This is a genomic window from Hymenobacter psoromatis (assembly GCA_001596155.1).
Taxonomy (GTDB): domain Bacteria; phylum Bacteroidota; class Bacteroidia; order Cytophagales; family Hymenobacteraceae; genus Hymenobacter.
Map to the genome: position 1 here is coordinate 713,309 of CP014771.1, position 16,352 is coordinate 729,660.

Below are 16,352 nucleotides of genomic sequence, written 5' to 3' on the forward strand. Positions count from 1 at the left end.
AATACCATCTGGCAGCCTAACGCGGCCCCAAAAAACGGTCGCCGTTGAAGTGAATCATGTTACCCGGCATTTCCTGAATCCAAACTTCGGTGTGCCAGGCCAGGGCGCTGCTGTATTTTTTAAATAGCTTGAAATCAGGGAAGGCTGTCACGTACACCGGGCCGGCCGGGCAACTCTTCAGCATTTCCTGCAGCTCCAGTTTGCGCTTGGGCGATACCGGGCCGTGGCTGGTTACGACTTCAATGAGGAATAGCCATTCGCTGCCATCGGGGCGGGCCTGGAGCACCACCACATCGGGCAGCTTGCTGTGCTGGCCCAGCGGCACGCCTAGGCGCTGCAAAGTGGCGGCATCCTCAAACAGATGCTTTTGTTCGGTATCGCCCAGATAAAGCAGCTGAGCACTGGGGGCGAAGGTCGGTAAGAACTGCTCAAGCACGGCTCGTTGCACCTCGTTGTGCAAACCGGGCGAAAGGGCTACCGGGCGGCCATCCGGTAGTACTAGCTCAATGCGCTGCTGGTTGCGGGCCGCGGCGTATTGGGCGGTCAGGGCTGCGTGTTGGGCCTGAAAAGCGGTGAGCTGCGCGGGCCACTGGTCGGTGCCATAAGCTTGCAGCAGGCTGACGGCTTCGGCCGTAAGCGCATAATGCGCCTTGGGACTGTTGACGGGCAGGGCGGGCGCATCGGGGTTGTAGGCCACCAAGCCAGCCTGCACAAACTGGTGCAGCACCTGGCGGCGGAATGTTTCGCGGGTATTTTCCTTATACACCTGATTATAGGTAGCGGCGATAAAGTCGCTGATGCCCCGCGAAACCCGTTTGCTCTGGCCGGTGGCGGCCCCCCACGGGTCGGCCGGCCCCAGGCTGGCCAGGGCCAGCAGCGTATAAGCGGAAACCTTGTTTTGCTGCGCGGCCGGCATTCCTACGGCGCTTAGCAGTTGCTGGGCCTCGCGGACTTTGGGCGGCAGTTCGGCATCGGGGTTCGCGTAGGGTAGGGTGGGCTCAGCCATAAAATTAGCGGGGAGTGAATAGGCAGCGGTTGGCAGTTGCAAAAGGTCGGCTACCAGTTGGTCGGCTACGTCCCAGCCGTGGGCCTGCACCCGCGTCCCCAGGGCCTCGATAGCTGGCCAGGCGGGCACGGGCAACTCGCGGGCCTCAGTGGCGCTGACTTGCGTATTGCCGTTGAAAAGCCTAAAAAACTGGTCGTAGGGCCGGCTGCTCAGCAACGCGGCCAGGCCAATGGCCTGCACCGGCGTAAACTCGCCCCGACGGGCGTAGAGGTAGTTGAGCTTATTCTCAAAGCCCAGGTGCGAAGCGGCCCAATCGGCGGCCAGGCACGGCGCGGCCACGATGCGCCGGGTCTCATCTTTGGCGCTGATGCGGCGCATCAGCACGTAGTTACGGTTGGGTACCAGTTGCGCCTTTGGCGTAGCCGCGGCCAGGTATTGGGGTTTGGTGCGCGCGGGGAGCGGCCAGCGCCAGCGCCCGCCCGGCCCTACGTTATCCATCCAGAGCAGGGGTAGCGCTCCCGGCGCGGGCTGTTCACGCAGCCACTCGGCGGCCCGAAAAGCCACTACCGGCCCGGTGGAAACCCCCACGCCCAGGTCGGCCAGGCGGTGCGTCCAGCTGCGAAAACGGGTCAGCAGGGCGTTTTCCTCGGCATCAGTGGGTAAAAAAAGTAAGCTGCCCTGGCGTTCGGGACCAACCACTTCGGCTGGTGGCTGCGCAAACTCGCTGGCTTCGCCCAAATCGTGCATCCCGGCCGAAGCAGAAATAATAACCGCGGGCGCGGCTGCCAGGCCGGGGTTGGCACCGCCGTGGCGAACAGCTTTGAACAAAACCGTTTCCTGCAATACGGCATCCTTCTTAAACGCCGCCCGGCGCGAATGAAACAGGTGAAACCGCGCCCAACGCCACTGCTGCTGGGCAAAGCGCCGAAACCGCGCAAAATAGGGACCCGAGCTAAAGCTACGCGGCACCAGGAAGAGCAGTTCGCCCCCCGGCCGGACGAGCTTGCCGGCCAGCACGGCAAACAGCGCGTATATATTGGGCTGCGCGTAGGCCGCCCCAGCCAGCACATTGCGCGGGTCGTGCTGCCCAAGCTTAAAATACGGAGGATTGGCAATAACTACGTCATAAGCGGCGGGTGGTGCTAGTGGAAACTGCCAGACGGCAGCGTGCGCCAATATAAAGTCAGCCGTGTGCAGGCGAGTAGTCAGTTCGATGCCCCGGCTGGCCAGCCAAACAGTGAGGTGACCCATTACCGCCTGGGCAGTGGGTAGTAGGCTTTCATCTACATCGTATGCTTCCAGCGCTATCAGCCGTAGTGCGGGGGAGTTTTCTGCAAAATGCTCTAGTAGGCAGCAACTTAAAATTCCCGTCCCAAAGCCTGGGTCAAGCACGCGAACAGCCTCGGTGCTAGGCGGAGTGGCCCAGTGAGCAAGGTATTCACCGATGAGCAACGGCGTAAAAAACTGGCCTAACTCCTTTTTGCGGGCCGAGGAATTATGGCGGGCATAGTGCTCACCAAGCCGGGCAGCTACTGCGCTGGGTCGCTCCCTGTCGGGGGTAGTAGAAGGTAAGTCGGGGGCAACTAATTCGGCAACTAACATGACGCAAGATAAGTGGCCGGCACTAGCCGCAACGCCCCTCAGAGAGTAGCAGCCCGCTGGTAAGCGACGATGTGGCCGGGTTGCGACAGGTCCTCAGTTCGTTGTAACGTGGGGCTGGGCGACAAGCTATTCTTTGAGCTTGCGCCCGCTTTTCTTCTTTTCCACCACCGCTGCCGGCACCTCCGCCGTCACCAGCAGCCCTTCGCGCCGCAGCACGTCGCGCAGTCCGTGCAACGTCGGAAACTCCGTGCGCAGCTCCTGGGCCAGGCGCAGCACCGGGTCGGTGAGGCGGGGCGCGGTGCCGCGCATACTCACCAGCCAGCGGCCGATGCGCTCGTATAGAAATGCCCCGCGCTTGGCCCCGGCGCGGCCGTTGAGGTAGGCGGGCAGGCGGGTTTCCAGCTCCAGCATCAGGGGCGTGGGGTCCACGGCGGCCAGGCGCATCAGCGCGATTTCGGAGTGGTAGGGCGGGCTCACGTTCAGCCACTCCAGGCCCAGCACGAAGGCGCGCAGCTCCTCTACATTGCCCTCGCGGGCCAGCAGCTCAGCGGCAAAGGCCACGCTGCCGCGCCGGGCGGTGGCGGCGGCCACGGCCTCGCGCACCAGGGCGGCGGTTTCGGTCGCGCTTAGCAGCGGGCGCAGGGCGGCGAAGTCGTCGAGGCTGTGGTTGGCCAGCGTGCGGTAGCGCAGGGCGGCGGGGTAGAGGGTAGGGGCCTGGTCCACGGCAAAGCTGCTGAGCACGTAGTCGGCAAACTGGTCGGGCCAGGTGGCGAAGGCCGTGGTGGCGGTGCGCAGGCGGGCGGGCAGGTCGCCCTGGTTGGCGTGGTAGCTGAGCAGCTGCCGGGCCACCTGGGCATCGTCGGCCACGAGGGTTTCGGCGGTGGCAAGCCAGGCCGCGTCGTCGGCCAGGGTGCGGGCCAGGCGCAGGCGCAGGTGGGCCAGGGTGGCGGGGGCCAGCTGCGCGGCGGCCAGCAGCGCCGGAAAAAGCGGCGCGGCCGTGGGGTCGGCGGCCAGGCTTTCGAGCAGCGGCTGCCAGGTAGCGTCATAGTCGGGCCAGCGGGCGGGCGGGTCGGCCAGGTGCTTGGTGAGCCAGGTAACAGCACTCTTTATCTCGCGGGCGGGCAGCACGGCGGTGGTCAGCAGCAGCGGCCAGCCTTCGGTAGCCAGCACCTCCTGCCACTGCTCCAGCGCCTCCTGTCCATAGTCGCCAAAGGCCCCGTACTCGTCGCTGGCCGGCTCTTCGACCTGAAAAATGGCCCCGCAGGCGGTGGTCCAGTAGCGCAGCGCCTCTTTAAGCTGGCCGGCCCGCGCCAGGGCCAGCAGTTCGGCGGCAAAGGCGTGCAGCTCCTCGCGCACCAGCTCGCAGGCCCCTTCCCTTAGCGCGTCGCCCTCGTCGTAGCCGTAAGCCGGGTCGCTCTCAAAAAAATCGTCATCAAATTCCAGGGTTTCCAGCGCCTCGCGCAGACGCTCGGCCAGGTGCTTGGTGGGGTCGGGGGCCTTGGCCTTTTTTTCGGGCAGCGCCGCCGGCTCGTCGAAGGCCAGAAACTGCCGGGCCAGGTCGTCGCTCTTGCGCAGCGCCAGCTCCAAAAAGCGCAGGCGCTCGGCCTCGGGGCGGGCGGCCCAGGTGCGGGCCACCTGCGCGGGCAGCTGGTCGGCGGCGGTGGCGGTGGCGGAGGGGGTAGGGGCGGCGGTTTCGGCCGGCAGCTGGCCCAGGCTGTTGCCATAGGTGGCCAGCACGGCCAGGCCCAGCGCCACGCTGTGCTTGCAGATGCCCTCCCAGTCGTAGGCGCAGTCGCAGCTAAACTCGGCCGCGCCGCTGGCCAGCCACAGCTGCACGCTGTAGCGGTAGGTGCCCTTTACGCGGGCGCTGAAGCGGGTCGGGGCCGGGCAGGCCAGCTTCTGCACCGCGCCGGCATCGTAGAGCGCCTGGCCGCGGTCGAATACTTTGGCTTCGGCCAGGCGGCGCAGGGTTTGCTGAGTAAACATGGTAAGTAGGAGCAAGTAGGACCGGGGCAAAAATAACGCGGTGCGCCCTACCCCCCTCCCCTGTAATGACCGCTGCCCTACGGCGATATAGGAGGGCGACCGGCAAAAAATGCTAACTTGCCGCCGTTCACCTTCATTTCACGTCATCCCCTTCTCCGGCGCCCGGCGCTTCTGCCTATGTCTTTTTCGTTGGTCCTCCTTGGCCTTGCGCTGCTGACCTTGTTTCTGAGCTACGTTATCGTGCCGCAGGGCACGGTGGCGGTAGTCACCGTCTTCGGCAAATACCGGCGCGTGATGATGCCGGGCCTGAATTTTAAGATGCCCTTTGTGGAGAATGTGTTCAAGCGCATCTCCATTCAAAACCGGTCATTAGAACTGGAATTTCAGGCCATTACCATCGACCAGGCCAACGTCAACTTTAAGGCCATGCTGGTGTACTCGGTGCTCAACCAGGCCGACGAAACCATCAAAAACGTGGCCTTCAAGTTCGTGGATGAGCGCAGCCTCATGCAGGCGCTCATCCGCACCGTGGAGGGTAGCATCCGGGCCTTCGTGGCCACCCAGCGGCAGGCGGCGGTGCTGAGCCTGCGCGGCGAAATCGTGCTGCACGTGAAGGACCAGCTCGATGAAACCCTCGAAAGCTGGGGCTACCATTTGATTGACCTGCAATTGAATGACATCGCCTTCGACGAGGAAATTATGCGCTCGATGGCTAAAGTCGTGGCCAGCAACAACCTCAAGGCCGCCGCCGAAAACGAGGGCCAAGCTCTGCTCATCACCAAAACCAAGTCTGCCGAAGCCGAGGGCAACGCCATCAAGATTTCGGCCGAAGCCGAGAAAATCGCGGCGCAGCTGCGCGGGCAGGGGGTAGCGCTGTTTCGGGAGGAAGTGACCAAGGGCATGGCCCACGCCGTGCAGGAGCTGGCCGATAACAACCTGGACCCCAGCCTGGTATATTTCTCGATGTGGACCGAGGCCATCAAGCACTTTGCCGAGCAGGGCAAGGGCAACGTCATCTTCCTAGACGCGTCCAACGAAGGCCTCGAAAAAAACCTCAAGCAAATGACCGCCTTGCAGCACCTCGACCGCGGGGCCGACCTGCGCTAGGCGCGGAAATGGAATTGATTAAAAAGTAAAAAGGAAGAGTTAAAAATTTGGCGGTCAAATTTTTAACTCTTCCTTTTTACTTCCTCACAAAATAGCCATGCGTTACCTGTGCGTTGCGATTTTGGGGCTGGCGGCGCGCGCCGCCCAGGCCCAATTGCCGGCCGCCAGCCTCGCTTCGGGGCCCGATTCGAGCCGCTATGAAACGGCCCTCGACCAGCGCCGGGCCGGCTCCTACACTGACTCAACGGGGACCTGCACCGAAGAAATGGAGTGGGGTGAGCCCAGCGGCCTGGTGCGGGTGTACTACCCCTCAGGCCACCTTAAAGAATACGTGCCCTACGCCGACCTGGCGCGGGGTTACCGGTGGGGGGTAGCCACCTCGTGGTACGATAATGGCCAGCTCAGCACCTGGCAGGCCTACCAGGAAGGCCGGCGCCACGGCCCGCTGCTGCTCTACTACGAGTCGGGCATGTTGAAGCGCCGCACCGAGTACGTAGCCGGCAACGAGCTGCCTGGCAATTGTTATGATGCCGATGGTCAGGCTGTTGCGTACTTCCCGTACGAGCAATTGCCCCTCTACCCCGGTGGTCACACCCAGCTCAACAAGGATATAAATAAAACCCTGCGCGTGCCCCGCCAGCTGCCGGGTTTCTACTACGGCCAGCATTATCTGGTTGACGTGGCTATTCAGGTGGCCGAAGACGGGAGTATTCAGAACCCGCAGGTGGCGGTATCGTCGCGGGTGCCCGCGCTCGACAAGGCAGTTCTCGCGGCGGTGGCCAGCCTCTCCAAGCGCTTCAACCCCGGCAAGCGCGATGGCCTGCTCGTGCAGTGCGTCTATCATTTGTCGGTCGAGATTGTCGGCCCCAACCCGCCAGCCAGGCGAGCCGACAAACTCTGAGTCCAGCGAAAGCACAACTAAAACTTCGAAAAAACAGTAACTGTGCCCTGTGGCTACCTTTGTGGCGGCCTCAGCATGCCCCTTGGCCTATTTGGGGGGGGTAGGCGGGCCAGCGCAAGCATCCAGATGGGTACTACGCTCCTCGTTCTCAGTTATCTTTTTTCACCTTTCCTTTTTTTCTAATGAAGCACCCACTATACACCACAGCTCTACTTGGGCTGGGGATGCTGGCGGCAGTGCCGCGCAGCCACGCGCAGACTGTCGACCGCAAGTTCGGCGTCAGCGGCTACGTGACGACTCTACAATACCGGGGCGACCTGGGCAGCAGTTTCTGGGACCTGCGCAACGCCACCTACGGCGGCGGCCTGACCCTGAGCCGCTATCTAACCAAAGGCTTAGACATCAACCTGTCGGCTAATCAGTCGCTGCTCCGCTTTCCGGGCCAGGACAACACGTTCGCTTCGCCCACCACGTCCGGCAACTACGCCACGGCCCGCCGCTTCTCGGCCAACGTTACTACGTTTGGCCTGGGTTTCAAGCTGAAGCTGCTGCCCAATTCGCCGGTAGTCCCCTATATCCTGCTTCAGCCGGGTCTGGCATTGGTGTATTCTGACCGCTACGTTGCCACGGCGCCCAACGTGAGCAATCACACCAGCTTTGGTTCCTTCGATGGCCAGGCTGCGCTGGGTCTGGACTTTCACCTGTCGCCCGGTTTCGGCATTTTCGTGCAGGCCGGTCAGCACTTCCTCGACCGCGATGATGACCGTCTTGATGGCGTGAACAGCGGCAGCAGCAATTTCTGGGATAAATACGACCGCTACATGCAGTTCTCGGCCGGTGTGACGGCTAACCTCGGCAAAGCCAAGGACACGGACGGCGACGGCGTGCCCGACCGCAAGGACAAGTGCCCCGACACACCTTCGGGCGTGAAAGTGGATGCCAATGGCTGCCCGATTGACACGGACGGCGATGGCGTGCCCGACTACCAGGACAAGTGCCCCGACGTGAAGGGCCTGGCGGCCCTGCAGGGCTGCCCCGACGCGGACGGCGACGGCGTGGCCGATGCCGACGACAAGTGCCCCAACACCCCGGCCGGCGTGCGCGTCGATGCCTCGGGTTGCCCGCTTGATGCTGACGGCGACGGCGTGCCCGACTACCTCGACAAGTGCCCCGGCACCCCGGCTGGCGTGAAAGTGGACGCCACCGGCTGCCCGCTCGACCGCGACGGCGACGGCGTGCCCGACTACGAGGACCGCTGCCCCGACCGGGCCGGCCCCGCTTCCAACAAAGGCTGCCCCGAGATTAAGGCGGAGGACAAGAAAATCCTCAACGAGGCCACGAAGTACATCAACTTCGACTTCAACAAGGCCACGCTGAAAGCCTCGTCGTATCCGAAGCTGCAGCAGATGGTGCAGATTATGAACGAGTACCCGGACTACTCGCTCAGCATCGCTGGCCACACCGACAGCAAGGGGGCCGACGACTACAACCTGCGCCTGAGCTACGAGCGCGCCGCCGCGGCCCGCAAGTACATGCTGGAGAAGGGCATTTCGGCCGACCGCATTGAGGCCCGTGGCTACGGGGAAACCAAGCCGATTGCCAGCAACAAGACGGCCGCTGGCCAGGCCCTGAACCGCCGGGTGGACTTCGACCCCTACCTGACGGGCGAGACGAACGCTGCCGAAGCCAAGTATGGCCCGGCCCCGACCATTTCGGACATCAAAGCTGAAGGCAAGAAACTGCCCGGCAAGAAGACCATCGGCACCGGTGCCCCCCGCAGCCGCAAGGCGCCGATGAAAAAGGCATCGATGAAAAAGGCTCCGGTGCGCAAAAAGTAAGCGCGACCCAGCCATTCGGCTAAGTTGAAAAGCAGCTCGTTCCACGTTGGAACGGGCTGCTTTTTTTGCGTAGCATAACTTTTAGCTTGTGCGTAGTCGGGCACAGGCCCCGGAATCGGCTTTAACTTGCGGCCACGTTGCGACGGTAATGCTCGCGACCGCTCACTTCTGCTTATATGGACGACGCTCTGCTTGCCAACTACCAGCCCGTGATTGGCCTGGAAGTACACGCTCAACTCTTGACGCACAGCAAGATGTACTCTTCGGATGAGAACGAGTACGGCTCCTTGCCCAATACTAACCTCTCGGTCATTACCCTCGGCCACCCAGGCACGCTGCCCCGCGTGAACCGCACGGCCGTGGACTACGCCCTGAAAATGGGCCTGGCCACCAATTGCCAGATTACCCGCGAGAACCTGTTTGCCCGCAAAAACTACTTTTATCCCGACCTGCCCAAGGGCTACCAGATTACCCAGGATAAAACCCCGATTTGCGTGGGCGGCCACGTCGATATCCGGCTGGCCGACGGCAGCACCCGCCGCATCGGCATCACGCGCATTCACATGGAGGAAGACGCGGGCAAATCGATGCACCTGGCCGGCGAAACCGAAACCCTGGTGGACCTGAACCGCGCCGGCGTGCCGCTCATCGAGATTGTGAGTGAGCCCGACATCCGCACCGAGGAAGAAGCCTACGCCTACCTGGCCGAAATCAAAAAGCTGGTGCAGTACCTGGGCGTGTGCGACGGCAACATGGAGGAAGGCTCGCTGCGCTGCGATGCCAACGTGAGCGTGATGAAAAAGGACGCCACCGAGTACGGTACAAAGGTGGAAGTCAAAAACATGAACTCCTTTCGCAACGTGCAACGGGCCATCGAGTACGAGGTGCGGCGGCAGGTCGAAATCCTGGAAAACGGGGGGGTAGTAGATTCCGAAACGCGCGGCTTCGATGCCGCCACCGGCACCACTAACGGCCAGCGCTCGAAGGAAACGCTGAACGACTACCGCTACTTTCCCGAGCCCGACCTACCCCCCCTCCTCATCGACGATGCCTGGCTGCACCGCGTGCAGGCCGAATTGCCGGCCCTGCCGCAGCAGCTCTACGCCCGCTTCACCGGCGAGCTGGGCCTGAACGACTACGACGCCAACGTGCTGACTGACCAGAAGGATGTGGCCCTGTTTTTTGATGAGCTGGCCCGCCTCACGCCCAACGCCAAGGCCGCCGCCAACTGGGTGATGGGCCCCGTGAAGTCGTATCTCAACGAGCGCGCCCTGGACCTGGCCGATTTTCCCCTCGACCCCGGCCAGCTGGCGGGCATCATCGAGCTGATTGACGCCGGCAAGCTCAACTATTCCGTAGCCAGCAAGCAGCTGTTCCCGTACCTGCTCGAACACCCCACGGCCAATGCCACCGGCGCGGCCGAGCAGTTGGGCCTGCTCACCCAGGCCGACGCCGGCGAGCTGGAAGCCCTCGTGCAACAGGTTCTAGCCGCCAACCCGGCCAAAGTGGCCGAGTACCGGGCCGGTAAAAAGTCGCTCACCGGCATGTTTATGGGTGAGCTCATGAAGCTGACCGGTGGCAAGGCCGACCCCAAGCTGGCCAACCAATTGCTCCGCCAGGGGCTGGAGGGGTAAGGAAGTTTGACCGCGCGCGTCTACCCAGGTGTTCGCGCCGGAACCCGCCGGCCCGTTTGCGTGTCCGCAGGGTAGCCGCGTGGCGCTACCCGTGCCAACCCGTTCTTATTCAGTAGTAAATGACTCATTTTATGAAACCTGCCCTCGTTGCCGTGGCGTTGCTCGGCCTCACCAATGCCTGCCAGAACGCCAGCGCCGCCGAAGGCTACCAGATAACCGGCCAGCTGCGCAACTTGCCGGCCGGCACCACTCTGCACCTTTCGGAGCTCACCAGCAGCCAGTTTGTGGAGCGCGGCACGGCCAAAACCGATGCCCAGGGCAAGTTCACCTTCAAAGGCACGCTGCCCGTTGCGGCGGCCGTGTATCAACTCAAGGTTGACGAGCCCAACCAGGTTCTCTTGGTGCTCGATAACAACACCCACCTCACGCTCTCGGGCGATGCTAAAAGCCTACCCACCACCTACTCGGTGAAGGGCTCGAAAGACTCGGAGGTGATTCAGCAGCTGACGCGCACCATGAACGCCAGCCGCGACCAGATGCAGCGCCTGGCTCAGCGCTACAACGCCGCCGGCCAGGCCGGCCACGCCGATTCGCTGGCCGCTATCGAGCAGCAGTACAACACGTTGCAGCGCGGCACGGCCAACCGCGCCAAGGCCGTGATTCGGCGCAATGCTACCTCGGTTGCCGCCGGCTTTGCCACGCTCAGCTTCGTGAGCCCCGACGACGATTTTGCGTTTGCCGACTCCATTGCCACGGTGCAGCGCAAGGCCCAGCCGGCCTCGCCCTTCACCCAGGCCCTCACCGAGCGCCTGGCCCCGCTGCGGGCCACGGCCATCGGCACCGAAGCCCCCGAAATCAACCTGGCCACGCCCGAGGGTAAAGCTCTCTCGCTCAAAAGCTTGCGCGGCAAGTACGTGCTGGTCGATTTCTGGGCCAGCTGGTGCGGCCCCTGCCGCCAGGAAAATCCCAACGTGGTGAAGGCCTACAACCAGTTCAAGGACCAGGGCAAAGGCTTCACCATCTACAGCGTGTCTTTGGACCAGAAGAAGGAAAACTGGGAAAAGGCCATCGCGGCCGACCATTTAGTGTGGCCCAACCACGTTTCGGACCTGAAATTCTGGCAGAGCGCCGCCGCCGCCGCCTACGGCGTGCAGGCCATCCCGCAGTCCTTTTTGCTTGACCCGAGCGGGAAAATCATCGCCAAAAACCTGCGCGGCCCCGCCCTGGAAGCCAAGCTGGCCGAGGTGCTGAAGTAATAGCAACCGTTTGTCCTTGCGAGCGCAACGAAGTGAAGCGCGGCAATCCTTCCTAATCGTCGGGGTAGTAACCCTAACGTGCAGGAAAGATTGCCGCGCTTCACTTCGTTGCGCTCGCAAGGACAAACGTCTTTAAGCTACTTCGGAAACAGCCGCTGCAAGCCGCCCCACAGGCGCTTTTTGAGGCTCACGTCATACTCAATCATCTCGACCTCGGCACCGGCCAGGTAGGAGAGGCCCACGGCCGGAAACTGCACCGGCTCGTAAATCTGGGTGGTGCGCACGGCCACGTCGAGCAGGTTTTTGCCGAAGGCCAGGATGGTCGTGGCGGCGATTTCTTTGCGCAGGTTGGCCAGCGCCACCGGGTAGGGGCCGTCCACGTTCACCAGCACCACGTCGGCCATCACCAGGCCAACGGCTTGCAGCAGCTTGTTGAGAAACACGTTGCGCGGCAGCTTCACGAACTGGGCGGGGGGTAGGCGCACCACCAGCACCACGCCCGCCACATTGGCACCCAGCGTGTCGAACGTCGTGAGCAGATAGGGTGCCACGACCAGCGCATCGGCCGGGCCGGCGGGTGGCGCAACTGAAGGCTGCACCGGCGTGCTGACGGGAACTGGAATGGGCGCTGCCACCGGTGCCACTGGCGGGGGTAGGGGCGCGCTGGCTGGCAGCCTGGCCGGCGCGGCGGGGGGTAGGGGCACCACCGGCAAAACTGCGGCGGCCAGCGGGGCCGCGGCGGGCGCGGGTGGCGGTAACGCCGCGAACGCGGGTGTGGGTGCGGCCGCCGCTGGCTCACTTGTCACCAGCGGCTCCTCAGCCACGATGGGCATGTAGAGCGTCACGCCGGTGTAGAAGTTTTGCAGGAAGGCCAGGGTGCCGCTTTGCTCGTCCTCAGTCATGTATGATGAAGCGTTAGGTTAGCTCGAACAGCGCTTTCAACTCGGTGGCGTCGCTGGGCTTCATGCGGCCGGCCAGCACCAGGCGCAACTGGCGGCGGCGCAGGGCACCGTCATAGAGCACTATTTCGTTGGCGGTTTTGGGCACGGCCTCGGGCACGTCGATGGGGCGGCCCGACTGGTCCACGGCCACGAAGGTGAAAAACGCCTCGTTGGTTTTGAGTTTGGTGCCGCTCGGAATATCCTCGGCCCACACATCGATGTGCACCTCCATGCTGGAGCTGAACGCGCGCGTGACCTGCGCCTCCAGCGTCACCACGTTGCCCAGCTGGATGGGGTCGCGAAACGACACGTTATCGACCGAGGCCGTGACCACGATGCGGTTGGAATGCTTCTGGGCGGCGATGGCGGCGGCAATATCCATGAGGTGCATCATGCGGCCCCCCATCAGGTTATGGAGCGTGTTGGTATCGTTGGGCAGCACCAACTCAGTCATAATGACGAATGAGTCGGAGACGGGACGTTGCTTTTTCAAGTAAAAATTAAAAATGATAAATTAAAAATGGAGCAGCGGGTGGGATAAAATATGGCAGGATGAGAGAATGCCGTGCAAAGGTAAAGACGCTGCCTACCCCCCGCCCAGTAGTCAAGTCGCTTCACTTTTAATTTTTAATTCATACTTTATAATTCAAACAGCCCAGCCCGCCGCGCCCAGCAGGGGCACGAAGCGGCAGTCGCCGAAAGCTTCACGGGTGAAGGTTTCGGGGCCTTCGCGGGTGATGCGCAGCAGTTGTTGCTGGCCCATGTCGGCGGCGCCCACTGGCACCACCAGCCGCCCCCCAATGCGCAGCTGCCGCAGCAAAGCGGGGGGTAGGGCCGGCGCGCCCGCCGTGACCAGAATGCCATCGTAGGGCGCCAGGGCGGGCAGGCCCAGCGAGCCATCGCCCAAGTGCAGGCCCGCCGTGGGCAGGCCCAGCGCCGCCAGCCGCTGCCGGCCCCGCTCAAAAAGCACCGCGTTAAACTCGATACTCTGCACCTGGTCAGCAAGTTGGCACAGCACGGCAAACTGGTAGCCTGAGCCAGTGCCAATCTCTAAAATGCGCTGGCCGGGGCGCACTTCCAGCAGCTGGGTTTGGTAGGCCACGGTGCTGGGCTGCGAAATCGTCTGGCCTTCGCCAATGGGAAAGGCCTTGTCCTGGTAGGCGTGGGCCTCAAAAGCCGGGGCAAAAAACAGGTGGCGCGGCACCGCGCCAATGGCCGCCAGCACCCGCTCGTCGTGGATGCCACGCTGCGCGCGCAGCAGCGTAACCAGGCCGCGGCGCTGGCCGCGGTGGCGGTAGGTATCGGGTAGAGAAGGCGTAATGGGGTAGGAGATTAAGCGTTAAAAACTGATGGTTAAGCGTTGGAAATCAAGGCCCAGTAACAAGAAGCAGGTAGAAATTCTACCTCTTACCTCTCTATTCTTCCCTCTTAACACCCAACTCTACCATCCGGCCGACCTATTTTTGCGCAGCCCCACAAAAATACACGCTACCCGTTCCCCACCTTGTTGCTCCGCCGAATTCAGTATCTTAAGCTTGTGGCGGCCGATTTCGGGGCGGCGCTGCTGGCCTGGGTGGCGTTTTTTCTGGTGCGCAAGTACCTGCTGAGCGAGCTCACGGGTTACCCGTTCAGCGAGGGCGTGCTGTTTTACCTGTCGGGGGCGGCCGTGATGATTGGCCTGTTCTGGACCACGCTCTACGCGCTGCTGGGCGAATACCGCGACATCTTTCGCAAGTCGCGCCTCAGCGAGCTGATTCGGCTGGCGCGGGCCTCCTTGCTGGGCACGGTCGTTATTTTCTTCGCCCTGCTGCTCGACGACCAGGGCGTGAGCAATTACCGCGCTTATTACAAGACGTTTACGGCCTATTACCTGCTGCATTTCACCATTACGGCGGTGCTGCGCATCTGGGCCGTGAGCAGCGTGCAGGGCTTGGTGCGCGGCGGGGTTATTTCGTTTCCTACCCTCCTAATTGGCTCCAACCGACTGGCCCTGAGCACGTACCGCGAGCTGGCCCGCACCGGCCGGCACCTGGGCCTGCGGCTGGTGGGCTTCGCGCCCATTGGCACGGCCATCGACCCCGAGCTGGCCCAGGCCCTGCCCGAAGTGGGCTCGTATCAGCAGGTGCCCGACCTTATCCAGCGCCTGGCCATCGAGCAGATTATCATTGCCATCGAGCCCAGCGAACACCTGCGCATTCAGGAAATTCTGACCCTGCTGGAGGGCTTGCCGGTGCGCATCAGCGTGCTGCCCGATTTGTACCAGATGCTGCTGGGCTCGGTGAAAGTCAACCACTTATTCGGCACGCCGCTCATCGAAATCAAGCAGGATTTGCTGCCCGTGTGGCAGCAGGTGCTCAAGCGCGCCCTCGATGTGGGCGCCTCGGGGCTGTTCTTGCTGCTGGCCTGGCCGGTGTACCTGTTCACGGCGTTTATGGTGCGCTCGTCGTCGCCGGGGCCTATTTTTTACCGCCAGCAGCGCGTGGGTAAGAATGGCGTGCCGTTCGATATTATCAAATTTCGCTCGATGTACGTCGATGCCGAGCGGCTGGGCCCGGCCCTCAGCTCCGACCACGACCCGCGTATCACGTCCTGGGGCCGCTTTATGCGCCGGGTGCGGCTCGATGAGTTTCCGCAGTTCTGGAACGTCATTAAGGGCGACATGAGCTTGGTGGGGCCGCGCCCCGAGCGCCAGTTTTTCATCGACCAGATTGTGAAAATCGCGCCCCACTACCGCCACCTGCACCGCGTGCGCCCCGGCATCACCAGTCTCGGCCAGGTCAAGTACGGCTACGCCGAAACCGTGCCCCAGATGGTCGAGCGCCTTAAATTCGACATTTTATACATCGAAAATATGAGCTTGGCGATGGACTTTCGGGTGCTGCTCTACACCTTGAAAATCATCGTAGAAGGGCGAGGCAAATAAAATCGCGGATTTCGCGGATTTCGCGGATTCTAATGGCGCTGGCGGCTTTTCCGGTCGTCGCGGCCATCTTTTTTCGGTGTTGCTGGTTTTATTTCCGCTAGTCATCCCCTGCCGCCGCCATTTTCCTCTAATTGGCAGCCGCGGGCCATCCGAATCCGCGAAATCCGCGCAATCTATTAAATCTGCGATTCATGTTCACCGGAATTATTGAAACTGTCGGCACCGTTGTCGGCACTGCCGAGCAAGGCACCAACCGCCATTTCACTATCCAGTCGCCCTTCGCCAGTGAGCTGAAAATCGACCAGAGCGTGGCCCACGACGGCGTGTGCCTCACGGTAGTAGCCCTCGATGCCGCAGCCGGCACGCACGTTGTGACGGCCATTGACGAGACGCTGCGCAAGACTAACCTGGGCCAGTGGCAGCCCGGCCGCCATATTAACCTGGAGCGCTGCCTGGCTGCCGGCGGGCGCTTCGACGGCCACATCGTGCAGGGCCACGTCGATGCCACCGCCGAGTGCCTCAGCGTGCAGGACCAGGATGGCTCCTGGCTCTTCCGCTTCCGCCACGAGGCCGGCCCGCAGCGCCTCACGGTGGAGAAAGGCTCCATCACCATCAACGGCGTGAGTCTCACCTGCTTCAACTCGACGCCGACCGAGTTTTCGGTAGCCATTATCCCCTATACCTATGAGCACACCGGCTTCTACCAGTTGCAAGCCGGCGACCGCGTGAACCTGGAGTTCGACATCGTGGGCAAGTACGTGGCCAAGCTGCTGGCCAGCCAGGGCCTCATAGCCAGCGTCGAAGCCTAACCCGCTGGCCTTAGGCGCGAAAAGTGGGGGTAGGGGGCCGGTTACATCCCGGCCGCCTACCCCCCTCATGGCCCACCAACGCGAAGAACTCGAACCTAATCCCGGCGACAAACGCTACATCCGCCGCGACGACGACGGCCAGATTGAAACCTCAGTGGACCTCAACCGCTCCCTTACGCAAGACGACCGCCACAACGCCAAGCAAACCAGCAAGCCCGGCCAGGGCGACCACGGCGACGGCCACATGGGGGATAGGGAGCCGGCGGAGTGATTGATACTGAGCGAACAACGGTAAGTTCGATGGCTGCAGATTTTATAACATATAGGACTTACGCAAAAGCTGTAACTT

The 16,352-nt window shown here is 62.5% G+C and carries 13 protein-coding genes; 8 read left to right on the plus strand and 5 right to left on the minus strand.

The features are described 5' to 3' along the window. Positions 1 to 16: 16 nt before the first annotated feature. Both A0257_03130 and A0257_03135 read right to left on the minus strand, forming a co-directional pair. Positions 17 to 2,257, minus strand: coding sequence for a hypothetical protein (locus A0257_03130; protein AMR26181.1), 2,241 nt, complete (start codon positions 2,255 to 2,257; stop codon positions 17 to 19). Between the two features lie 477 nt (positions 2,258 to 2,734). Next, a complete protein-coding gene (locus A0257_03135; GenBank protein AMR26182.1) occupies positions 2,735 to 4,594 on the minus strand; it encodes a hypothetical protein in 1,860 nt (619 codons plus the stop codon). Between the two features lie 177 nt (positions 4,595 to 4,771). Between A0257_03135 and A0257_03140 the strand changes: the two genes are divergently transcribed. The 5 genes from A0257_03140 to A0257_03160 all read left to right on the plus strand — a co-directional run bounded on the left by A0257_03140 (position 4,772) and on the right by A0257_03160 (position 11,330). Beyond that, entirely contained in the window at positions 4,772 to 5,701 is a 930-nt protein-coding gene (locus tag A0257_03140; protein AMR26183.1) for a protease, read from the plus strand. A 97-nt stretch (positions 5,702 to 5,798) separates the two neighbouring features. Next, complete coding sequence (locus tag A0257_03145; GenBank protein ID AMR26184.1) at positions 5,799 to 6,602, plus strand: hypothetical protein; 804 nt, start codon at positions 5,799 to 5,801, stop codon at positions 6,600 to 6,602. A 224-nt stretch (positions 6,603 to 6,826) separates the two neighbouring features. Further along, complete coding sequence (locus A0257_03150; GenBank protein AMR26185.1) at positions 6,827 to 8,440, plus strand: hypothetical protein; 1,614 nt, start codon at positions 6,827 to 6,829, stop codon at positions 8,438 to 8,440. 176 nt (positions 8,441 to 8,616) lie between these two features. Then, positions 8,617 to 10,074 carry an aspartyl/glutamyl-tRNA amidotransferase subunit B gene (gene gatB / locus A0257_03155; GenBank protein AMR26186.1) on the plus strand — a complete coding sequence of 486 codons (1,458 nt, stop codon included), beginning with the start codon at positions 8,617 to 8,619 and terminating at the stop codon, positions 10,072 to 10,074. Positions 10,075 to 10,205: 131 nt separating this feature from the next. Then, complete coding sequence (locus A0257_03160) at positions 10,206 to 11,330, plus strand: hypothetical protein (protein AMR26187.1); 1,125 nt, start codon at positions 10,206 to 10,208, stop codon at positions 11,328 to 11,330. 137 nt (positions 11,331 to 11,467) lie between these two features. On the opposite strand, the gene A0257_03165 is transcribed toward A0257_03160, so the two are convergent. From A0257_03165 to A0257_03175, 3 genes are all read right to left on the minus strand, one after another. Further along, positions 11,468 to 12,232, minus strand: coding sequence for a hypothetical protein (locus A0257_03165; GenBank protein AMR26188.1), 765 nt, complete (start codon positions 12,230 to 12,232; stop codon positions 11,468 to 11,470). A gap of 13 nt (positions 12,233 to 12,245) precedes the next feature. After that, positions 12,246 to 12,725: an acyl-CoA thioesterase gene (locus A0257_03170; GenBank protein ID AMR26189.1), complete on the minus strand. Its 480-nt coding sequence runs from the start codon at positions 12,723 to 12,725 to the stop codon at positions 12,246 to 12,248. Between the two features lie 192 nt (positions 12,726 to 12,917). Further along, entirely contained in the window at positions 12,918 to 13,592 is a 675-nt protein-coding gene (locus tag A0257_03175) for a protein-L-isoaspartate O-methyltransferase (GenBank protein AMR26190.1), read from the minus strand. Positions 13,593 to 13,790: 198 nt separating this feature from the next. Between A0257_03175 and A0257_03180 the strand changes: the two genes are divergently transcribed. The 3 genes from A0257_03180 (at position 13,791) to A0257_03190 (ending at position 16,274) form a co-directional block, all read left to right on the plus strand. After that, entirely contained in the window at positions 13,791 to 15,194 is a 1,404-nt protein-coding gene (locus A0257_03180) for a polyprenyl glycosylphosphotransferase (GenBank protein AMR29608.1), read from the plus strand. 191 nt (positions 15,195 to 15,385) lie between these two features. After that, a complete protein-coding gene (locus A0257_03185; GenBank protein AMR26191.1) occupies positions 15,386 to 16,003 on the plus strand; it encodes a riboflavin synthase subunit alpha in 618 nt (205 codons plus the stop codon). 67 nt (positions 16,004 to 16,070) lie between these two features. Beyond that, entirely contained in the window at positions 16,071 to 16,274 is a 204-nt protein-coding gene (locus A0257_03190) for a hypothetical protein (GenBank protein AMR26192.1), read from the plus strand. Positions 16,275 to 16,352: the final 78 nt, after the last annotated feature.

Bases quoted from the DNA above. Each gene is read 5' to 3' on its own strand.
- A0257_03130 (AMR26181.1), bottom strand. From the start codon at position 2,257: ATGGGTCACCTCACTGTTTGGCTGGCCAGCCGGGGCATCGAACTGACT.
- A0257_03135 (AMR26182.1), bottom strand. From the start codon at position 4,594: ATGTTTACTCAGCAAACCCTGCGCCGCCTGGCCGAAGCCAAAGTATTC.
- A0257_03140 (AMR26183.1), top strand. From the start codon at position 4,772: ATGTCTTTTTCGTTGGTCCTCCTTGGCCTTGCGCTGCTGACCTTGTTT.
- A0257_03145 (AMR26184.1), top strand. From the start codon at position 5,799: ATGCGTTACCTGTGCGTTGCGATTTTGGGGCTGGCGGCGCGCGCCGCC.
- A0257_03150 (AMR26185.1), top strand. From the start codon at position 6,827: ATGCTGGCGGCAGTGCCGCGCAGCCACGCGCAGACTGTCGACCGCAAG.
- gatB (AMR26186.1), top strand. From the start codon at position 8,617: ATGGACGACGCTCTGCTTGCCAACTACCAGCCCGTGATTGGCCTGGAA.
- A0257_03160 (AMR26187.1), top strand. From the start codon at position 10,206: ATGAAACCTGCCCTCGTTGCCGTGGCGTTGCTCGGCCTCACCAATGCC.
- A0257_03165 (AMR26188.1), bottom strand. From the start codon at position 12,232: ATGACTGAGGACGAGCAAAGCGGCACCCTGGCCTTCCTGCAAAACTTC.
- A0257_03170 (AMR26189.1), bottom strand. From the start codon at position 12,725: ATGACTGAGTTGGTGCTGCCCAACGATACCAACACGCTCCATAACCTG.
- A0257_03185 (AMR26191.1), top strand. From the start codon at position 15,386: ATGTTCACCGGAATTATTGAAACTGTCGGCACCGTTGTCGGCACTGCC.
- A0257_03190 (AMR26192.1), top strand. From the start codon at position 16,071: ATGGCCCACCAACGCGAAGAACTCGAACCTAATCCCGGCGACAAACGC.